Below are 19,354 nucleotides of genomic sequence, written 5' to 3'. Positions count from 1 at the left end.
TGCCTGATAGCCTGACCAACAGCGTCTAAACTACCCATGGACTTGACCGGTGGGGGTGTTTATTCTTCAGTTTTCGTCTCCAGTAAACGCGGCTATTACATGAAAGGCAGCATAATAAGAACGCTTCTGTTTCAGTTGGGCAGTGTCTTTGTTCTGTCCACGGTGCTGATCGGCTATTTCTGGATTGATGGCGAATATGAAAACCTGGCGCAGGAAAATGCGCGCTACCGGGCTGAGTACCTGGAGACTCAAAAGACCACCCTTCGCTCTGAAGTGCTCAAGATAAAAGGCTTCTTGTTGTCAGAAAAGGCACGTGCCGAGCGCTTACTGGAGCAGCAGATCAAGCAGCGGGTGAACGAAGCACATGCCATTGCCACCCACCTTTATGAGATTAACCGTGATCGGTTGGACGATACTCAGATTCAGCGCATGATACGGGAGGCGCTGAGAAGCATCCGCTTCAATGAGGGTCGTGGCTATTACTTTGTCACCTCTCTGAATGGTATTGAGCACCTGTTTCCACCCAAACCTGCCTTTGAGGGCAAGCATGCAGAGGCGATCTTCTCTGAAAAAGGGGTCAAGGTGGTACATGACATGATTGACATTGTCGATCGGGATGGCGAAGGGTTTCTGCGTTATAACTGGCCTAGACCGGATGACCAGAGTCGGTATTACCGCAAATACAGTTATGTCAAACTGTTTGCTCCCTACGGATGGATTATTGGTACCGGGGATTATCTGTCAGAGATTGAAGCGAATATCCGGGAAGAGATTTTTCGCAATATTGCTTCGGTGAAATATGGATTGAATGATGAAGGTTACTTCTTTATTAACTCCTATCAGGGCGATCTCTATGTAACCAACGGCGAGTATTTTGGTGGCCGGAAGAATATTTGGGAGATCACGGATGTAAATGGCAAGAAAGTGGTGCAGGAGAATGCTGCTCTGGCCATGTCGCGGCCGGAAGGTGGGTTCAGCGAGTATGTATGGAAGAAGCCATCAGGTGAAGAGGCGGCCAAAATCTCGTTTATTGTCGGTATGGATGAATGGAATATCTTTATCGGTAGCGGCGCCTATACCGATACCCTCGAAAAGGAGATCAAACGGCGCGAAAACGACTTGGCATCCCGGCTCAAACAACGCATCGTCGGCACCTTGGGGGTATACCTGGTGGCGGTTATCCTGATTGCATTGGCCGCTTTTCTTATAGGTCGAAAATTATCGCTAAATTTTTGGCTGTTTCAACGCGCATTCGATAAGGCCGTTGATAGCCGCGTGCGTATCGACACAGACAGGGTTCATTTTAAGGAATTTAGGATCCTGGCCAACAGTTGCAACGGCATGATTGACGCCCTGAACCTTCAGACTGAGCGGCTTAGATATCAAGCCTATCATGACCACCTGACCGCGCTGCCTAATCGACTCAAGGGAATGGAGCATCTGGCCAAGGTGATCGAATATGCACGGGAGGAGGCGTCAACGTTGGCGCTTCTCTATATCGACATCGACGATTTCAAAGAGATCAACGACACCCTCGGACACTCCACCGGTGATCGTCTGTTACAGACCATCGCGGAGCGTATCGCTCACACGGTGCGTGAAGGGGATATTGTTGCCCGGTTGGGCGGTGACGAATTTATGGTAATCACCGGTTTGTTGAACCAGGCGGAAGATGCCCAGGCGATTGCCGGGAAGCTGTTGCGAGTGTTGAAAAAGCCTTTCTCGGTTGATGATAACGCGTTCCACATCTCCGCCAGTATTGGGCTCTGTCTCTTTCCGGAAGATGGTAATGATGCGGAAACCATGCTGCGCAACGCCGATTCTGCGATGTACCAGGCAAAAAGATCCGGGAAGAATAGCTTCATGCACTATCATGACCGGATGACACAGCAAGCCGCTGAACGTGCAGCGCTGCTGGATGACTTGCGGATGGCCGTTGCGGCGTCACAGTTTGAGCTGTTTTTCCAACCACATGTGGATGTGGAGAGATCCGTCATCGTGGGTGTCGAGGCTTTGATCCGTTGGCACCATCCGGACAAGGGCATTATCGGTCCGGGACGGTTTATTCCGTTGGCCGAGTCGAGTGGCTTGATCGTGCCGATCGGTGAGTGGGTGTTGCGTCAGGCTTGCCACTGTTTTGCCCATTGGCGTGCGATGGGCTATGAATTGGATTACATTGCGGTGAATCTTTCCGCCAGGCAATTACAACGGGAATCGCTGCCTCAGCTGATATCGGAGGTACTCGATGATACCGGCCTGACGCCGGAGGTATTGGAGCTGGAAGTAACCGAAAGTCTGGTGATGGAGATTACAGCGCCGGTTGCCAAAGCGCTAGAACGCCTGAAACAGCGGGGGCTTGGCTTGGTTATTGATGATTTTGGCACCGGTTACTCTTCGCTGAGTAGCCTCAAGCAGTTACCGATAAATAAGCTGAAGATCGATCGCTCTTTCGTTCGAGACCTGGAAGTGGACGATAATGACAAAGCGATCGTCAAAGCGATTATTGGTATGGGCAGCAGTCTGGGATTGACTGTGGTGGCAGAGGGGGTCGAGGAGCAGGCCCAGGCGGCGTTACTGTTGAGCGAGGGCTGCCATATCTTCCAGGGCTACTATTATAGCCGGCCGTTGCCGGAGCCTGCGTTTCTTGATTTTCTCAAGCAGTATCCACAAAACATCCCCAATTCGCCGATATCCGATTTGGAAACGGATCAATAGGGTGAGGTTGTGGCTACATCCGAAAATAAAAAAAGGGCTGCGATTTCTCGCAACCCTTTGATTTTTAAGCTGGTGCCGAGGAGAGGACTTGAACCTCCACGGGGTTTCCCCCACTAGCACCTGAAGCTAGCGTGTCTACCAATTTCACCACCTCGGCTTATCCGGTCTGGCCAGCACAATTAGCGCTCACATCCCAGAGGCCGCGAACTTTACAGCGACATTTAATCCTTGTCAACGGTACAATGGCATTTCAATAAACAAAATTCAGGGAAACTCCTTTGGCTAGAAGTTCTGGTAAGAAATCCGCGAAAAAAATCGATCCGCATCATGTCCGGGAGGCGAAAAAATACGCCAATCCCATCCCCAGCCGTGAGTTTATTCTGCAACACTTGGCATCCGTGGGTGTGCCCATGGCGCAGCAAGAGTTAGCCGCCCAACTGGCACTGCGTAGCGAAGAGGACCTGGAGGCACTACGCAGACGGCTAAACGCCATGGAGCGTGACGGCCAGGTTGTGCGCAACCGCAACGGTGCGCTCTGTATCGTCAACAGCAAGGATTTGATTGCCGGTCGCGTCATCGGCCATCCGGACGGGTTTGGTTTTTTGCGGCCCGATGAGGGGGGCGAGGATCTGTTCGTGTCGCCGCGCCAGATGCGGCAACTTCTGCACAATGACCGGGCCGTGGTCCGGGTCGTGGGGCTGGATCGGCGCGGACGTAAAGAGGCGGCGGTGGTCGAGGTGCTGGAGCGGGGTAACCAGTTGGTAGTCGGGCGACTCTATATGGATAGGGGGGTTGGCTTTGTTGTGCCCGATAACAAACGCCTGCACCAGGATATCGTAATACCGGAGGGTGATTTTAACGGCGCCGGCAACGGCCAAATGGTGGTGGCGGAGATTGTTGAGCAGCCGAGCAAACGTACTCAGCCCATCGGCCGGATCAAGGATGTACTGGGTGAGCACATGGCGCCCGGTATGGAAACGGATGTGGCGATCCGGACCCATCAGTTACCCCTGGAGTGGCCGGATGAAGTGCAGCAGGAGATCGCCCATCTGGGAAGCGAAGTGGATGAGGATGCCAAACAGGGGCGGGTCGATCTACGTCACCTGCCACTGGTAACCATTGATGGCGCGGATGCCCGGGACTTTGACGACGCGGTGTACTGTGAAGCGAAACCCAAGGGGTGGCGTCTGCTGGTCTGTATCGCCGATGTTTCCAGTTATGTCAAACCCGGTAGTGCGTTGGATCGCGAAGCCAAGGCGCGGGGTAACTCGGTCTATTTCCCCGACCGAGTGATTCCGATGCTTCCGGAGGTACTCTCGAACGGTCTGTGTTCGTTGAATCCCCACGTCGACCGACTCTGCATGACTTGCGAACTCTATATTAACAAGGACGGTGTGGTGACCCGGTCGCGCTTCTTTGAAGCGGTTATGCGTTCCCATGCGCGCCTGACCTATGTCCAGGTGGCGGATATGTTGCTGGATGGCGAGCCCGAACTCTGTGCTACCCATGCCGATTTGTTGCCTCACCTGCACCAGCTCTATGCACTGTTCAGAGTATTGCAACGGGTGCGTAGCGCACTGGGTGCGATCGATTTCGACACCACCGAAACCCGTATCCTGTTTAATGCTGAGCGAAAGGTGGAGCGTATTGTCCCGGTCTTTCGAAACGATGCGCACCGGCTGATTGAAGAGTGTATGTTGGCCGCCAATGTGGCGGCGGCACGCTTCTTACAGCGCAAGAAACTGCCGGCCCTGTATCGGAATCACGATGGGCCACAGGCGGAAAAACTGCTGGATTTGAAGGAGTTCCTGGGAGAGCTGGGGTTGCGTATGCCGGGGGGTGAGAAACCGCAAAGCAGCGATTATGCCGAATTGCTGTCGCAAGTGCGGGATCGGCCCGATTTTCATCTGATCCAGACGGTACTGCTGCGCTCGCTGTCTCAAGCGGTCTACAGTGCAGAGAATCAGGGACATTTTGGGCTCTCGTTTGCCGCCTACACTCACTTTACCTCGCCTATCCGGCGCTATCCGGACCTGATTGTCCACCGTGCGATCCGGCATCTGCTGAAGGGTGGAACGCTAGAGGACTACGATTACTCACAGACCGAACTGCAAGGTCTGGGTGAGACACTGCTCCGCCACCGAGAGGCGGGCAGATGAGGCAACCCGCGATGTCACCTCATGGCTTAAATGCGAATACATGATGGACAAGATCGGTGACGAGTTTGTCGGTATCATCACTTCGGTCACTTCATTCGGTATCTTTGTGGAACTGGATGAGATCTATGTCGACGGTCTGGTACATATCACTGCTCTGGACAACGATTACTACCACTTTGATCCGGTAGGGCACCGACTCACCGGTGAACGGTCCGGCATGGTATACCGCCTGGGTGATCAGGTGAAAGTCAAAGTGGCGGCGGTCAATCTGGATGATCGAAAGATCGATTTCCTGCTGGTGGAGGCGGTTGACGCCAAAGTGAATTCACGGCGCAAGAGGCGCGTTGCTGCAGAAACGGTGGGGGAGAATAGGTCACGGGAAAAACAGAGAAAAAAACGTACCCCGGCATCGGCTGATAAGGGCGCTATGTCTGCTAGCCAAAAATCGGTTGCCAAAATATCCCGCCAGAAGAAGACTTCGGCGGCAAGGCGTGGTAAGCCCAAGGCAAAATAGCCAGCGTCTGTGATGTATGAGTAGCCTGAAATGGGCGATTCAGAGAGATGAAGATAAAAAATTCGGCCAAGCCTGGCTACAAAGAGGTTGTGGATGAGTGAAAGTCAGTTGATTGCCGGATTGCACAGCGTCAGAACGGCGCTGAAGCACGGTGCGGGATCGTTGGTAGAGGTTTGGATTGAGGCTGCGCGCAAGCAGGACCGGCGTATCCGGGAAGTCATCACACTTGCCAGGGAGGCGGGTATCCCAGTCAACTACGTGGCCCGCGAGCAGTTGGAGCAGATTTCTGCGGGATCCAACCATCAAGGTGTGGTGGCCCGCACACAGGTTCCCGCTGCGCTGGATGAGAAAAGTCTGGAAACCCTGCTGGCCGGATTGAACGTGGCTCCATTCCTGTTAATTCTGGATGGTGTACAGGATCCGCATAACCTGGGTGCCTGCCTGCGAAGCGCCGATGCCGCCGGGGTTCATGCGGTGATCGCACCCAAGGATCGCTCCGTCGGTTTGACTCCTACAGCCTGTAAGGTGGCGAGTGGTGCCGCCGAGACGGTACCTTTTATTCAGGTTACCAACCTGTCACGTACCCTAAAGTGGTTGCAGACTGAACAGGGCGTCTGGCTGGCGGGAACTGCGGGTGAGGCGGAAACCTCCCTCTATGCGGCCAACCTAAAAGGGCCGCTGGGGATCGTGATGGGAGGAGAAGAAAAGGGTATGCGCCGCTTGACCCGGGAAGCTTGCGATGTCCTGGTAAAACTGCCGATGGCGGGGGTTGTTGAGAGCCTGAATGTGTCGGTGGCGGCTGGTATCGCGCTGTTCGAAGCGGTCAGACAGCGAATGCATCCTGACTGAGCGGATTTCCGATCCTTTTTTGGTCTTGACGTATGGGCCACTCCAGTACCCATTGAGCCTTATTTAGGCAGGCCCATTACCCATACATCTGTTTAGTTGCATGTCACCCGGGGGCGATGTAGAATTCGCGGTTTCCTGGCGTGGAGGTATCTCCGCGCTTTACTCCTTGCTTCACCACATCTGTGGGAGGCTCTATGATCCGAAAGGGGAAATAATGAGACACTACGAAGTTGTGTTCATGGTCCATCCGGACCAGAGCGACCAGGTTTCCGGCATGATCGAGCGTTATCGCTCACTGATCGAGACAGATGGCGGCCGTATTCACCGTCTGGAAGATTGGGGACGCCGTCAGCTCGCCTATCCAATTCAAAAACTGCACAAAGCCCATTACGTCTTGATGAACATCGAGTGTAGTGCGGCGGTTCTCGAAGAGCTTGAGAGTGTATTCCGCTATAACGACGCTATCCTGCGTAACATGGTCATTAAATGCGATAACGCTATTACTGAAGCTTCACCACTGGTGAAATCCCAGGATGATCGTGATGATGCCAGATCCTCTTCGGACGACGATCTTTCCGATGAAGACGATGATGAGGACGAGGATGCAGATGAGGTCGCTTCTGCCTAAACGGCAGTGATAGCGAAGATTTCGGGTCATTCAGCTTGCTTGATGACCGGTAACATGAATTGAATAGAGAGATTAATATGTCACGTTTTTTCCGTCGCAGAAGATACTGCCGTTTTACCGCTGAGGGGATCACTGAGATCGATTATAAGGATCTCAATCTGCTGAAAGCCTACATCAGCGAAACCGGCAAGATTGTGCCCAGCCGTATTACCGGCACCAAAGCCAAATATCAGCGTCAATTGGCAACGGCTATCAAACGCGCCCGTTATCTGGCGCTGTTGCCGTATACCGACAGCCACTAAGGCTGTTTTGCCCGTCGCGTCGAATTGATGCGGCAGGCACTGCTTGAATTAGCCGGATCGGAGTAAATGCAGGCTTTAGCATCCTGGGCGATGCGCGGGTTACCACAGGCGGCGATGTTAACCATTCTGTTGGCGGCTCTGTCACTGCTGATACCGCCGGCGAGTGTACTCAGCACATCCGTGGTGGCCTTGGTTACCTTGCGGAAAGGCACACTACCTGGGGCCCTCGTATGGGGGGTTGCCACCGCCGCCAGCGGCTTTATTGCCCTGCTGGCATTAGGTGGAGTCAACCTGGCTATTGGATTTTTAATCCTGATGTGGCTCCCCGCCTGGTTGGTGGCGGTGGTGCTCAGATCGAGCCGGTCTTTGGCCTTGGCCGTCTTGGCGGCAATGGTTTTGGGTTTTGTGATGCTTGGCGGTCAGTTTGTCGAGTCGGCTGATCCGGTTGCTGAGTGGAAAGCGTTACTGGGCCCCTTTGTGGGGTCGCTGGTGGATGCCCAACTTGTGGACAGCAGCCAGCAGGCGACACTGGTTTCATTGATGGCAGATTGGATGCCGGGCGTCGTGGCAGCAGGATTTTTTCTGCAGTTGACGATGTCTCTGCTTCTGGCGCGTTGGTGGCAGGCTCTGCTGTTTAATCCAGGTGGATTTCGCAGCGAGTTTCACCAGCTGCGTCTACCCAAGTGGCTATCAATGGCACTGCTCCTGGCGGCACTATTGAGCTGGGCGCAGAGCCAAACCGCCGTGTCGGTTCCGGAGTATGTACTGCTCCTGTTGCTGGCGGCCTGGTTCATCCAGGGATTGGCTGTCGCACATGGGGTCGTCGGTAAGCTGGGTTCAAGCAGGGGTTGGTTAATTGGCGTATATCTGCTGCTGTTGTTTGCCTTGCCGCATACAGTGATTGTACTGGCAACGCTTGGCATAACAGACGCATGGATTGATTTCAGGGCTCGCCTTAATCCGCGTGGTTCGGGCAAAGCGGGCTAAAGATTTAATACCTGTTACAGGGGAAATAACGATGGAAGTTATTCTGTTAGAGAAAGTAGATAACCTGGGTGGTCTGGGTGATAAGGTCAACGTGAAGTCCGGTTACGGTCGCAACTTCCTGATTCCTTCCGGTAAGGCCGTTACGGCAACCAAGAGCAACGTTGAGGAATTTGAGGCGCGTCGCGCAGAGCTTGAGAAGCAGGCAGCCGAAGCGCTGGCCGCTGCGGAGGCACGCAAGGCCAAGTTGGAAACCTTGACCGTGACCATCGAGCGTAAAGCGGGCGATGAAGGCCGTCTGTTTGGTTCGGTCGGTACCGCCGATATCGCGGAAGCGACTGTTGCGGCAGGTGGCGAGCTGGAGAAGCGTGAAGTGCGACTTCCTGAGGGTCCGTTCCACCACACCGGTGAATTTGACGTTCAGGTCCATCTACATACCGATGTGGATGCAACCCTGAAGGTTGTGATCAAGCCTGAAGTGGCCTGATAAAGCCCTGCGGCTGAGCGAATAACGCCGGGATCGATACGTTCGGTCCCGGCGTTTTTTTGTTTCAGATTCCCCAGTAGCGGTCTGCTGGAGGCGATTGCCACGTCAGATCGAAAAAATCGCTGAAGAATTCCAGACAAGCGATTTTTGCCGTATCCTTTGCTGTTACAGAAGCCAGATTGTCAGAGAAGCATGCAAAATTCCGTTTTCCCTTCCGATATGCCCGATGAAAGTGGTATGACCGACCAGTTGCGGGTACCGCCGCACTCGATACAGGCGGAGCAATCCGTGCTGGGCGGTCTGATGCTGGATAATCAATCCTGGGATCATGTAGCGGATCGGGTATCAGAAGGGGATTTCTATCGACGCGAACATCAACTGATTTTTCGGGCGATCGAGGTTTTGGCCGATCAACAGCGGCCGTTTGATGTGATTACCCTGTCCGAGGAGTTGGGGCGACACGGCCAATTGGAGAGTGCCGGTGGGCTCGCCTATCTGGGCGGGCTGGCCAAGGATACCCCCAGTGCGGCCAATATTCGCGCCTATGCCGATATCGTTCGCGAGCGCTCGGTGATGCGTCAGCTTATTCGCGTGGGGACTGATATTGCCGATAGCGGTTTCCGGCCCGAAGGGCGTGACAGCTCCGAACTGTTGGATGCGGCCGAGAGTCGGGTATTTGAGATCGCCGAGCAAGGCGCCAAGGGCAAGGGCGGCTTCGAAGGTATTAAATCACTGCTGACCAAGGCGGTGGACAAGATCGAGACCCTGTTTGCCCAGGATCAGCCGATTACCGGTCTCAGCACCGGCTTTGCCGATCTGGACAAGATGACATCCGGGTTGCAGCCGGCAGACCTGGTCATCGTGGCCGGCCGTCCCTCCATGGGTAAGACCACTTTCGCCATGAATGTGGCGGAGAATGTCGCACTGCTTAGTGGTAAACCGGTCGCTGTCTTCAGTATGGAGATGCCGGGCGAAGCGTTGGCGATGCGTATGATGTCCTCCCTGGGGCGGATCAACCAGACCCGGGTGCGAACCGGCAAGCTGGAGGATGATGAGTGGCCCCGGCTCACATCGGCCGTGAGCATGCTGGCGGAAACCAAATTCTATATCGACGATACGCCGGCCTTGAGCCCCTTGGAGGTACGAGCCCGCGCCCGCCGACTGATGCGTGAACACGGTGAATTGGGGCTGATTATGCTGGATTATCTGCAACTGATGCAGGTACCCGGTATGAGCGATAACCGCACCAATGAGATCTCCACCATCTCCCGCTCACTCAAGGCGTTGGCCAAAGAGTTGAATGTCCCGGTCATTGCCCTCTCTCAGCTTAACCGTAGCCTGGAGCAGCGCACCAACAAACGACCCATTATGTCGGATCTGCGTGAGTCCGGTGCTATTGAGCAGGATGCGGATCTGGTGGTCTTCATCTATCGTGACGAGGTGTATAACGAGGATAGTCCGGATAAAGGCATTGCCGAGATTATCATCGGTAAACAGCGAAACGGACCTATCGGCAGCGTACGTCTCACTTTCTTGGGCGAATACACCAAATTCGAAAATTATGCCCATGATGTCTACGGTGACCCCGGGTACTGATGGGCCCCACGGCACGCATCGATCTCTCTGCGCTCAGGCATAACCTGCAAAGAGCCCGGGAACTGGCGCCAGGCAGTCGCGTCTATGCCGTCATCAAGGCGAATGCCTATGGCCATGGCATGCTGCGGGTGGCGCCCCACCTCGCGGGGGCGGACGCCTTGGCGGTCGCCCGGGTTGAGGAGGCGGTCAAGTTGCGGCAGGCCGGCATTGATCGCCCGATTCTCGTGTTGGAAGGTTTCTTCGATGCGGCTGAACTGGCGGCCGCTTCACACTACCGGCTGGAAGTGGCGGTTCAGCAGCCGGAGCAGATTGCGCTCCTCCATGACAACCCCTTATCCCACCCTCTGACCTGCTGGTTGAAAATCGATAGTGGCATGCATCGGTTGGGCTTTCAGCCGGATGCGGTCGAGGCCGCCTGGCAAGCGTTGCAGGATGATCCGTCCGTGGACAAGAAGGTGCGCCTGATGACCCACCTCTCTTCGGCCGATGACCTGAGTGACCCGGCCACGCCGACCCAGTTGGCACTGTTCAGTCGCTTTGCCGATCGCTTTGGGACGGAATGCTCTGTGGCCAATTCGGCCGGTATTATCGGTTGGCCGGAGGCTCGGAGTGACTGGATCAGGCCCGGGATTATGCTCTATGGTGCTTCTCCTATGCTGGGTCAGACCGGTGAGCAGATCGGATTGCGATCCGCTATGACGCTGCAGAGCCGGCTGATTGCGGTGAATCGGTTCGCCAAGGGGAGTCCGATCGGCTATAGCGGCAGTTGGGTCTGTCCGGAGGCGATGTCGGTCGGTGTGGTCGCCGCCGGCTATGGTGACGGTTATCCACGCCACGCCCCTTCCGGCACACCGGTGTTGCTTAACGGCCAGCGGGTACCGCTGGTAGGCCGGGTTTCCATGGATATGTTGAATATCGATCTGCGCAGTCAACCGGATGCCAAAGTGGGAGACCCGGTGACCCTTTGGGGAGAGGGGCTGCCGGCGGAAGAGATCGCACAACATGCCGGTACCATCGCTTATGAGCTGTTTTGCGGCGTGACCCAGCGGGTGCAGTTTGAAGAGACCAATGGATAGGTGATGCATGGCGAGCGTAAGCGGTAAGAAGGGCGGGAAAACGATTTATATCTGCAGCGACTGTGGCGGTCAGTTTCAGAAATGGGCCGGACAGTGTGGCGACTGTAAAGGGTGGAATACCTTACAGGAGTCCATCGCTCCCACCGCAGCGCCGGCCAGCTCACGTTTTGCCGGTTATGCCGGAGAGGCCAACCAGAACCTGATACGGAATTTGTCCGATGTCTCTCCCGAGCAACGTAGCGGTGAGGCGACTGGTCTGGCGGAGTTGGATCGGGTGCTTGGGGGCGGACTGGTAGGTGGTTCGGTGGTGCTGATTGGCGGTGATCCAGGCATTGGTAAATCGACGCTGCTGATCCAAACACTGGCCCAGCTCTCCGAACGGATGAGCACGCTCTATATCAGCGGCGAAGAGTCGCCGGAACAGATCAGTCTGCGCGCCATACGGCTGGGCTTGCAGAGCGGCGGTATTCGCTTGCTGGCGGAGACCGGTGTCGAACGGATTATCGCGCTGGCGCGGCAAGAGTGCCCGGCAGTGATGGTGGTGGATTCGATCCAGACGCTGTATACCGAGCAGCTACAATCCGCGCCGGGTTCCGTTGCCCAGGTAAGGGAGTCTGCTGCCCAGTTGGTCCGGTTTGCCAAGCAGACCGGTACCACGGTGTTTCTGGTGGGCCATGTTACCAAGGAGGGGGCGTTGGCCGGCCCGCGGGTGTTGGAGCATATGGTGGATACCGTGCTCTATTTCGAGGGCGAGTCAGGCAGCCAGTTTCGTCTTGTCCGCACCATCAAAAACCGCTTTGGAGCAGTCAATGAATTAGGTGTATTTGCCATGACGGATCGGGGTTTGCGTGAAGTGAACAATCCTTCAGCTATCTTTCTTTCCCGACATGGAGAAGCCGTTCCCGGCAGCGTAATACTGGTGACGCGGGAAGGCAGTCGGCCGCTGCTGGTGGAGGTGCAGGCCCTGGTGGATGGGAGCCCGCTCTCTAATCCACGTCGCGTCACGCTTGGCCTGGAGCAGAATCGTCTCTCCATGTTGCTGGCGGTTCTGCATCGACACACCGGAGTCGCTATGTTTGATCAAGATGTCTATGTCAATGTGGTGGGTGGTGTGCGGATTACAGAAACTGCCTCCGACCTGCCGCTGTTGCTCTCGGTGCTCTCCAGTTTTCGTGATCGCGTGATACCGGCGGAACTGGTGGCATTTGGCGAAGTGGGACTGGCCGGGGAGATCCGCCCGGTGCCGAACGGGGTGGAGCGACTACGGGAAGCGGCAAAGCATGGCTTTAAACGCGCCATAGTGCCGCGCGCCAATGCACCGAAAAAGACGATTGAAGGGATAACGGTCTCCGCCGTAGACCGGTTGTCGGACGTATTGGATCTTTTTTAGCCAGTTCCGCTGAGCCGGTTATCCCAACGCAGACAGTTCGCGCTCTAGCAGTTCGGGGTCACCCAGATTCAATTCCACTAGCCGGCGTAGGTGGCCGATGCTCTCCATATCGATATGCAGGCAGTGCATCCCCACCTGATTGCCTTCCAGATGGGAGATTTGGGCTTCCATATCGATGGATGCCTCATCCCCGAGCCGGATATTGAGCGTCACCCTGTCACCGGGTTGGCACGCGAATCCGTCTACCGACTCCATCAGTGCACCATTTAGTGAAATGTCGATCAGCTTGGTCTGGAATGGCCTGTCATCGACTGAAACGACTACCGGGGCATCGAACAGTATTCGTTGAAAGTGACGTCGGTCGTCTTGTTCTTGTGAGGTCATGGCGATACCGGCTATTGATTGAGTGGATGGGGGTTGATCCCGAGTCAATCATATAGCGGCAGATTGTTCAATTTCTTCATGAAAACGCATGCGGGTATTGCCCAGGAGGATTTCACAGCCATCTTCCAGTCGCACGGAGCGATTGTCGATGGAGCGGTTGTTGACTTTTGGTGGCACATCGCCTTCCAGGTGAGAGATGTAATACCCATCGTCCCGATGCGCAACGACGGCACACTCATTTCCTGTCAGGCCGAGTCGTGTTAGTCCCCGCTGTAACGGAATGATCTTTCCCAAGTGTCGGCCGCTCAGGATCTGGATAGTGCCGCTTGGCAGCGTGTTGATGCTGCTGATGAGTTGATCGAAGGCGTTGTCGGCAGTTCTGGGTTTTCTGTCTGGGTCTCCAATCGCATGGACGTTATCACGTGGGGCCAGTTCGATAACGTCATCGGCAAAGAAAAGTTCATGCTTGCCTATCTGGATGGTATCTCCATGGGCTAGCTGGGTCTCTTCAGAGACTGGACGTTGATTGATACGGATAAGATTGTCATCAAGTGGTGAGATATGACACTGTTCGCTTTTGATAGTGATTTGTGCATGCCGACCGGCAATGGCCAGGCTTTCAATATGGATGTCGGCATCCACATCCCGGCCAATAATGTTGCTCCCTGCAGCGAGATTGTGCAGTCCGATAAAGCGGCCTTTGAAACATAACGTTAACTTAGGCATGGCAGTCGATGGTTCTTGTGTTAATGGTCTTCTTATCCTGGGAACGACTTGGTGCACCACTCTTAACGGCCGATTCGTGGCAGACTGTAGGCGTGTTGGTGGCCAATGTGAAAGAGATCACGGTCTTTGAATGGAATAAATAGAAAATTGTCCGCTACAACGCTAAGTATAGGCTTCGGCGGGTTGCAAACAATGGATTGAACGAGGTCGGTGGTTGGTTCTGTGAATCGGCTAACGCTCCAGCTTGGGCTACTGGGGATGTTTTTGGGTCTGAATCCGTACCATACGCACCATGTTGTCCTTGATCTGTAAAATCTCCACCGGGTACCCGGCCAGCAACAAGCTGGTGCCGGGTTCCGGGATAGTCTCCATGTATTCGATAATCAACCCGCTGATGGTGCGTGGGCCATCCACCGGCAGGTCCCAGTGATAGGTGCGGACCAGCTCTTTGACGTTGGCACTGCCGGAGACCAAAAAGCTGCCGTCCTCCTGCGGTTGGACTTCCTGGATGTTGTCGGCGGGATCGGTGCTGAATTCACCGACAATCTCTTCCAGAAGATCAACCAGGGTAACCAGTCCCAGCAGGTCACCGTATTCATCCACGATCATGCCGATGCGTTGTTTTTTTCGCTGGAAGTTGATCAGTTGTCGGTTGAGCGGGGTGCCTTCAGGGATGAAATAGGGCGGATCACAAATTTCACGTATCACGGGGTGGGTGAGTTCCCCGTGGGTGAGGGCGTGCATCGCTTTTCTGACGTGGATGGTCCCGACGATGTTGTCGATACCCCCGTCAAAGATCGGTAGGCGGGTGTAGGCACTGTTTTGCAGATGCTTGACGATCTCCTCAATCGGCTCTTCCAGGTCGATACCATCCACCTCGTTGCGGGGAATCATGATGTCTTCGACGGCCAGTTTTTCCAGGTCGAGAATACTGAGTAGCATTTTCTGGTGGCGTTTTGGAATCATGGCGCCCGCTTCGATCACCACGGTCCTGAGTTCCTCTTTGCTGAGAAACTGATCGTCCATGTCATCCGGAGAGACGTTCAGAAAGCGGAGGATCCTGTTGGCGATACTGTTGACTATCCAGACCAGGGGATAGAGTATTTTTAAAAGCGGGGTGTAGACGAAGGCAGCGGGAAACGCCAACTGCTCCGGTTTCAATGCTGCCAGGGTTTTGGGGGCCACTTCGGCAAAAATGAGAATCACCAGCGTGAGCAGGAAAGCGGCTGCGGCTATTGCGGCTTCGCCGCCCAGCCTGAGCGCGATCACCGTCGCCAGTGATGAAGCCATGATGTTGACAAAATTATTGCCGAGCAGGATCAGCCCGATCAATCTGTCTGGCCGTTCCAGCAGCTTGCTTGCCCGGACAGCGCCGTGATGTCCGATTTTGGATAAATGGCGCAGGCGGTAACGGTTTAGCGTCATGAGGGCCGTTTCCGATCCCGAAAAGAAAGCCGATAACAGGATCAGGAAGATGAGTATGCCAAATAGCATACCGGTTGAGATGTCACTCAAAAGACGCGCCTTCTATAATAATAACTGAACGTTATTTCTAAGCTGCCTGTTGGGTGATGTCAAGCCGACGCCAACTGTGTAGACTGAATCGTTGCGCATAGTCGATCGATGACATCAATACCGTGACGAAATGAGAGATAGGATGGAAACTGAGCAGGGTGGTCATAATTCCCGGGGCGTGTCGTTCAAGGGCAATATGCTGCTGCGCTGGGAGCAGCGGACGATCGATGAGCCATCTCATCGGCTGGAAAGTGTTGAGAAAAATGAGCGCGTGTTGAAGGCGCTGTTACTGTCACAGGATATTCATCATGAGTATGCTGATGAACCCGGTGAACGGGCTGCAGCAGATTTGGCGCGCGTTGAGGCGAAACTCGATCTGTTACTCGATATGGTATCCCAGCTGCTGCGCAATGAGCAGCGTGCAGCCACGGAAGCGTCGGTATTGCTCTGGTTGGAGGGAGCTTCTTGGTTAACGGCGGATGAACAGCTTCCGGCTGTGGGTGATCCGCTTTGGCTCTCACTCTTTATCGACAGCCGCCTCGCACAACCCCTGACACTGCCTGCCGTAGTGACCGAGGTAAAGCAGCAAGCGGCGCAGTCTGAAATAGTGGTTGCCTTTGAAGTGCTGGATGAACCGGTCGAAGAGCTATTAAGCCGGCTGATATTCCGTCATCATCGACGCATGATCGCACAACAAAAGGCCGACAGACGATCGGATTCCTAAATTAGTAAAATCGAATAAAAATACTAAAAAATCTTTAATAAACAATGTAAAGCAATACTTATCTAAAATATGATATCAACTAGTTAAGCTAGTTAGCTGTCTGTAGGCCACTATTTTTCTTTTCTCTCCCGCATACGTCAACGCATTGATGGGCGACAATATTTTGACAATTGGCGCATAAGCTGGTTAACTCCTTGCCTCATGGGGGATTTGTCAAAACAACGCAGTTTCACCGGGTCCAAGGATATGGGCAATGGAGAGTAAACTGTTAGAGGCCTTGAAAATGTTGCATAACGGTTGCGTATTGCTGTTGGATGGTGAGCAAGAACGAATCGATTACCTGCGCGTCATATTCCACTTTATCGATTTTGAACTGGAAGCCGTCAGTAACCTGGACGCATTGAGAAAAAGGCTGGTGGAGCGGAACAAAGATCAGTGCACCTCTGTCATGGTCGGACCTGATTTATCCAGCGATGAGAAAATAGGGTTACAGTCTGTAATCAAAGAAGAGGCGGGTGATGTGGCGCTCCTGCAACTCTTATCTAAAGATGAATCTTCCTCCGGTACCCATATTGAGTCACCCTGTATAGGGGCACTTTCCCTGCCGACACAGTATGAAGAGCTGATCGGCCTGCTGTATAAAGCGCAACTTTTCCAGGAAAACTGCCGGAACCAGAATAGCGGTCAGCGCCCGTTGGAACTGTTTCGCAGCCTGTCGGGTAACAGTCGGGCAACCAAACAGATCAACAAAATGATCGAACAGGTAGCCGATACCGAGGCAACGGTACTGGTGTTGGGTGAATCCGGAACGGGTAAAGAGGTGGTCGCCCGGAAGCTTCACTACAACTCGTCCCGGCGTGGCAAACCCTTCGTCCCGGTCAATTGTGGGGCGATTCCTGCCGATCTGCTGGAGAGCGAACTGTTCGGTCATGAAAAGGGGGCCTTTACCGGTGCGATTAGCGCCAGACAGGGGCGTTTTGAGATGGCCGATGGTGGGACGCTGTTCCTGGACGAGATCGGTGATATGAGCATGCCGATGCAAGTGAAACTATTGCGGGTGCTCCAGGAGCGCTCCTTTGAGCGGGTTGGTAGCAACAAAACGATTCAGTGCAATGTCAGGATCATCGCCGCCACCCACCGCAATCTTGAAGAAGCGATCAAAGAGGACCGGTTTCGCGAGGACCTCTATTATCGGCTAAACGTATTTCCCATCGAAATGCCGCCGCTGCGTGAGCGACGGGATGATATCCCGGTGCTGGTCAATGATCTGATTGCGCGAATTGAAAAGGAGAAGCGCGGCTCAGTACGATTGACACCGGCGGCGGTTATGGCGCTGACCCAGTTCAAATGGCCGGGGAATGTACGGGAACTGGCCAATCTGATCGAACGACTGGCGATTCTTTATCCTTATGGTGTTGTCGATGTGAAGGATTTGCCGGAGAAGTTCCGGGTAGGCATCGTCACTCCGGAATCAACCTGTGATCTTCCCGAGGTGACGATCTCCGGGGAAGAGCCGGGGATTGTGGAGAGTGTGCCGCGATTGCCCAACGAGGGGATTGACCTGAAAACACATCTCAACAATCTGGAACTGAATTTGATTCGCCAGGCTTTGGATGAGTCGGATGGTGTCGTGGCACATGCCGCAAAACGGCTCAATATGCGGCGAACCACCTTGGTCGAAAAGTTGCGTAAATTCGGTCTTCAGCGTACGCATGAAACGACAAATATTTGACAAGCATTTTATTATAAAAAATAACTCATTGAAAATTAAAGAATAATAAAATTGGCATGTTTATTGTTATCTGATTGCTAAACGTGGAATTTACTCCACCAGCGTCAAATTACGGAACATGCCGATGGCAACACCCAACAGTGTACAGCGCGAACAACTGGAAGACGCCTTTCAGATATTTAACCAGGTGTCCGGTCAGCTGGTCGATTCGTACCAGCAGTTGCAGCAGCAAGTTTCCCGCCTGACCCAGGAACTCTCTGAAGCCCGAAGCGAGCGTCTGCGACAACTGGCAGAGAAAGAGTCACTGGCCAACCGTCTTACTCATCTGTTGGAAACGCTTCCCGCCGCCGTCGTGGTACTCGACGGTAAAGATCAGGTCGCCCAGATCAATCCCGCCGCTCGGGAACTGTTGCCCGGCATCGAAATTCATAGCGCGTGGCCGCAGATTCAGCAGCGCCATTTTAAGCCGGGTCAGCGCGAAGGCGACCAGTGGTTGATATCCGGGCGGCTGGTTTCGTTGACACAGCGTTCCCTGGCGCCGGAATCGGGAAGAATCCTGCTGTTGCTGGACGTGACCGAAACACATCAGTTGCAGGAGCGTATCGCTCGCAGAAAGCGCCTGAGTATCATGGGCGAGATGGCGGCCCAGCTGGCTCATCAGATTCGTACGCCGCTTAGTTCAGCACTGCTTTATACCTCCCATCTGTCTCGTGATGATCTAACCGCCGAGCAGCGTCAGCGTTTCTCCACGCGCTGTATTGGGCGCCTGCATCACATGGAAAGCCAAGTTAACGACATGCTCAATTTTGCCCGGGGTGGGCAGTTTGAATTGACCCCGCTATGGGTTGAAGAACTGTTGAGTGAATGGATTCCGTCCCTGGAGTTGCTCTGTCAGGAGCAGGGGGCCGAGTTGACCTGTTGCTTCAGTTCGGTCGACGCGCTACGGATTGACGGAAATTCGGCGGCGCTTTCAGGTGCTTTGATGAATTTGGCTGTGAATGCGCTGCAACAAGAGTGCCGGGTGGCGTTAAAAGTAGAGGTACGGCAGCAGGTGCGGGATCTGCTGATCAAAATAAGCGACAACGGCATGGGTATTAGTCGAGAGAATCAGCGTCAAATATTTGATCCCTTCTTTACAACCCGTCCGGATGGTACCGGGCTGGGGCTTGCTGTTGTGCAATCGGTGGTCTTGGGCCATCAGGGAAAACTTACCGTTAAAAGCGCACCCGGCGAAGGTGCCTGTTTTACCATTCTATTACCGCTGTCGTCGCACCTTGATGAAGAGCAGGAACCCGCCTGCGCGGGCTATGAAGAGTGCGGTCAAAAAAATGTTGTAAGGAGTTCTGCATGAGTGATGCAACGGTACTGATCGTTGAAGATGATGCAACGCTGCGCGAGGCGTTAAGCGACACCCTCGAGTTATCAGGTTATCGCGTCGTTTCCGCCGTTGATGGGAAGAGTGCACTCAAGGTGCTGGATTCTCATCAGATTGGTCTGGTTATCAGCGATGTACAGATGAAGCCCATGGATGGACATGAGCTGCTTGCACGGGTGAAGGCCCGTTTTCCGACAC

General features: G+C 54.3%; 15 protein-coding genes, 1 tRNA gene and 2 pseudogenes (1 of these 18 running past the window's edge). 14 read left to right on the top strand and 4 right to left on the bottom strand.

What is annotated here, in order from left to right:
* Positions 1–99: 99 nt before the first annotated feature.
* On the top strand, positions 100–2,715 hold the full coding sequence (locus tag ACQY5R_RS04080; RefSeq protein WP_428604839.1) for a bifunctional diguanylate cyclase/phosphodiesterase: 2,616 nt from the start codon (positions 100–102) through the stop codon (positions 2,713–2,715).
* A 70-nt stretch (positions 2,716–2,785) separates the two neighbouring features.
* Here the strand turns inward: ACQY5R_RS04080 and ACQY5R_RS04075 are convergent.
* Positions 2,786–2,872: transfer RNA gene (locus ACQY5R_RS04075), tRNA-Leu, on the bottom strand.
* 121 nt (positions 2,873–2,993) lie between these two features.
* Between ACQY5R_RS04075 and rnr the strand changes: the two are divergent.
* The 9 genes and pseudogenes from rnr to radA all read left to right on the top strand — a co-directional run bounded on the left by rnr (position 2,994) and on the right by radA (position 12,700).
* Positions 2,994–5,388: pseudogene (gene rnr / locus ACQY5R_RS04070) on the top strand (ribonuclease R).
* Positions 5,389–5,481: 93 nt separating this feature from the next.
* Positions 5,482–6,237: a 23S rRNA (guanosine(2251)-2'-O)-methyltransferase RlmB gene (gene rlmB / locus ACQY5R_RS04065; protein ID WP_428604837.1), complete on the top strand. Its 756-nt coding sequence runs from the start codon at positions 5,482–5,484 to the stop codon at positions 6,235–6,237.
* Positions 6,238–6,451: 214 nt separating this feature from the next.
* Positions 6,452–6,865: a 30S ribosomal protein S6 gene (gene rpsF / locus ACQY5R_RS04060; RefSeq protein WP_428604834.1), complete on the top strand. Its 414-nt coding sequence runs from the start codon at positions 6,452–6,454 to the stop codon at positions 6,863–6,865.
* 77 nt (positions 6,866–6,942) lie between these two features.
* The gene (rpsR, locus tag ACQY5R_RS04055; RefSeq protein ID WP_428604831.1) at positions 6,943–7,167 is read left to right on the top strand and encodes a 30S ribosomal protein S18; all 225 of its coding nucleotides are present in this window, start codon (positions 6,943–6,945) and stop codon (positions 7,165–7,167) included.
* A gap of 66 nt (positions 7,168–7,233) precedes the next feature.
* Positions 7,234–8,154 carry a DUF2232 domain-containing protein gene (locus tag ACQY5R_RS04050; protein ID WP_428604829.1) on the top strand — a complete coding sequence of 307 codons (921 nt, stop codon included), beginning with the start codon at positions 7,234–7,236 and terminating at the stop codon, positions 8,152–8,154.
* A gap of 31 nt (positions 8,155–8,185) precedes the next feature.
* Entirely contained in the window at positions 8,186–8,638 is a 453-nt protein-coding gene (gene rplI / locus ACQY5R_RS04045) for a 50S ribosomal protein L9 (protein ID WP_428604826.1), read from the top strand.
* Positions 8,639–8,875: 237 nt separating this feature from the next.
* The gene (gene dnaB / locus ACQY5R_RS04040; protein WP_428604985.1) at positions 8,876–10,234 is read left to right on the top strand and encodes a replicative DNA helicase; all 1,359 of its coding nucleotides are present in this window, start codon (positions 8,876–8,878) and stop codon (positions 10,232–10,234) included.
* A complete protein-coding gene (alr, locus tag ACQY5R_RS04035) occupies positions 10,234–11,310 on the top strand; it encodes an alanine racemase (protein ID WP_428604823.1) in 1,077 nt (358 codons plus the stop codon). The genes dnaB and alr overlap by 1 nt, the downstream gene beginning before the upstream one ends.
* Positions 11,311–11,317: 7 nt before the next feature.
* Positions 11,318–12,700 (top strand): DNA repair protein RadA, encoded by a 1,383-nt coding sequence (radA, locus tag ACQY5R_RS04030; RefSeq protein WP_428604821.1) that lies wholly within the window; start codon positions 11,318–11,320, stop codon positions 12,698–12,700.
* Between the two features lie 18 nt (positions 12,701–12,718).
* On the opposite strand, the gene ACQY5R_RS04025 is transcribed toward radA, so the two are convergent.
* The 3 genes from ACQY5R_RS04025 to ACQY5R_RS04015 all read right to left on the bottom strand — a co-directional run bounded on the left by ACQY5R_RS04025 (position 12,719) and on the right by ACQY5R_RS04015 (position 15,325).
* Positions 12,719–13,084, bottom strand: a complete 366-nt coding sequence (locus ACQY5R_RS04025; RefSeq protein WP_428604818.1) for a PilZ domain-containing protein — start codon at positions 13,082–13,084, stop codon at positions 12,719–12,721.
* Positions 13,085–13,132: 48 nt separating this feature from the next.
* Positions 13,133–13,810 (bottom strand): FHA domain-containing protein, encoded by a 678-nt coding sequence (locus tag ACQY5R_RS04020; RefSeq protein WP_428604815.1) that lies wholly within the window; start codon positions 13,808–13,810, stop codon positions 13,133–13,135.
* A 249-nt stretch (positions 13,811–14,059) separates the two neighbouring features.
* Positions 14,060–15,325, bottom strand: a complete 1,266-nt coding sequence (locus ACQY5R_RS04015; RefSeq protein ID WP_428604813.1) for an HlyC/CorC family transporter — start codon at positions 15,323–15,325, stop codon at positions 14,060–14,062.
* Positions 15,326–15,467: 142 nt separating this feature from the next.
* Here ACQY5R_RS04015 and ACQY5R_RS04010 point away from each other — a divergent pair, with 142 nt between their 5' ends.
* The 4 genes and pseudogenes from ACQY5R_RS04010 to ACQY5R_RS03995 all read left to right on the top strand — a co-directional run.
* Positions 15,468–16,049, top strand: a complete 582-nt coding sequence (locus ACQY5R_RS04010; RefSeq protein ID WP_428604810.1) for a PilZ domain-containing protein — start codon at positions 15,468–15,470, stop codon at positions 16,047–16,049.
* Between the two features lie 253 nt (positions 16,050–16,302).
* Positions 16,303–17,781, top strand: a complete 1,479-nt coding sequence (locus ACQY5R_RS04005) for a sigma-54 interaction domain-containing protein (RefSeq protein ID WP_428604807.1) — start codon at positions 16,303–16,305, stop codon at positions 17,779–17,781.
* A 124-nt stretch (positions 17,782–17,905) separates the two neighbouring features.
* Positions 17,906–19,132, top strand: coding sequence for a sensor histidine kinase (locus tag ACQY5R_RS04000; protein ID WP_428604805.1), 1,227 nt, complete (start codon positions 17,906–17,908; stop codon positions 19,130–19,132).
* Positions 19,129–19,354 (top strand): annotated as a pseudogene (locus ACQY5R_RS03995) (sigma-54-dependent transcriptional regulator) (it continues 1,205 nt past the right edge of the window). Before ACQY5R_RS04000 ends, ACQY5R_RS03995 begins: the two are co-directional and overlap by 4 nt.

This window comes from Sedimenticola sp., assembly GCF_050289425.1.
Taxonomy (GTDB): Bacteria; Pseudomonadota; Gammaproteobacteria; order Chromatiales; family Chromatiaceae; genus Sedimenticola.
The sequence above is the reverse complement of the archived record's forward strand: the minus strand, read 5'-3'. Positions and strand labels throughout refer to the sequence as shown.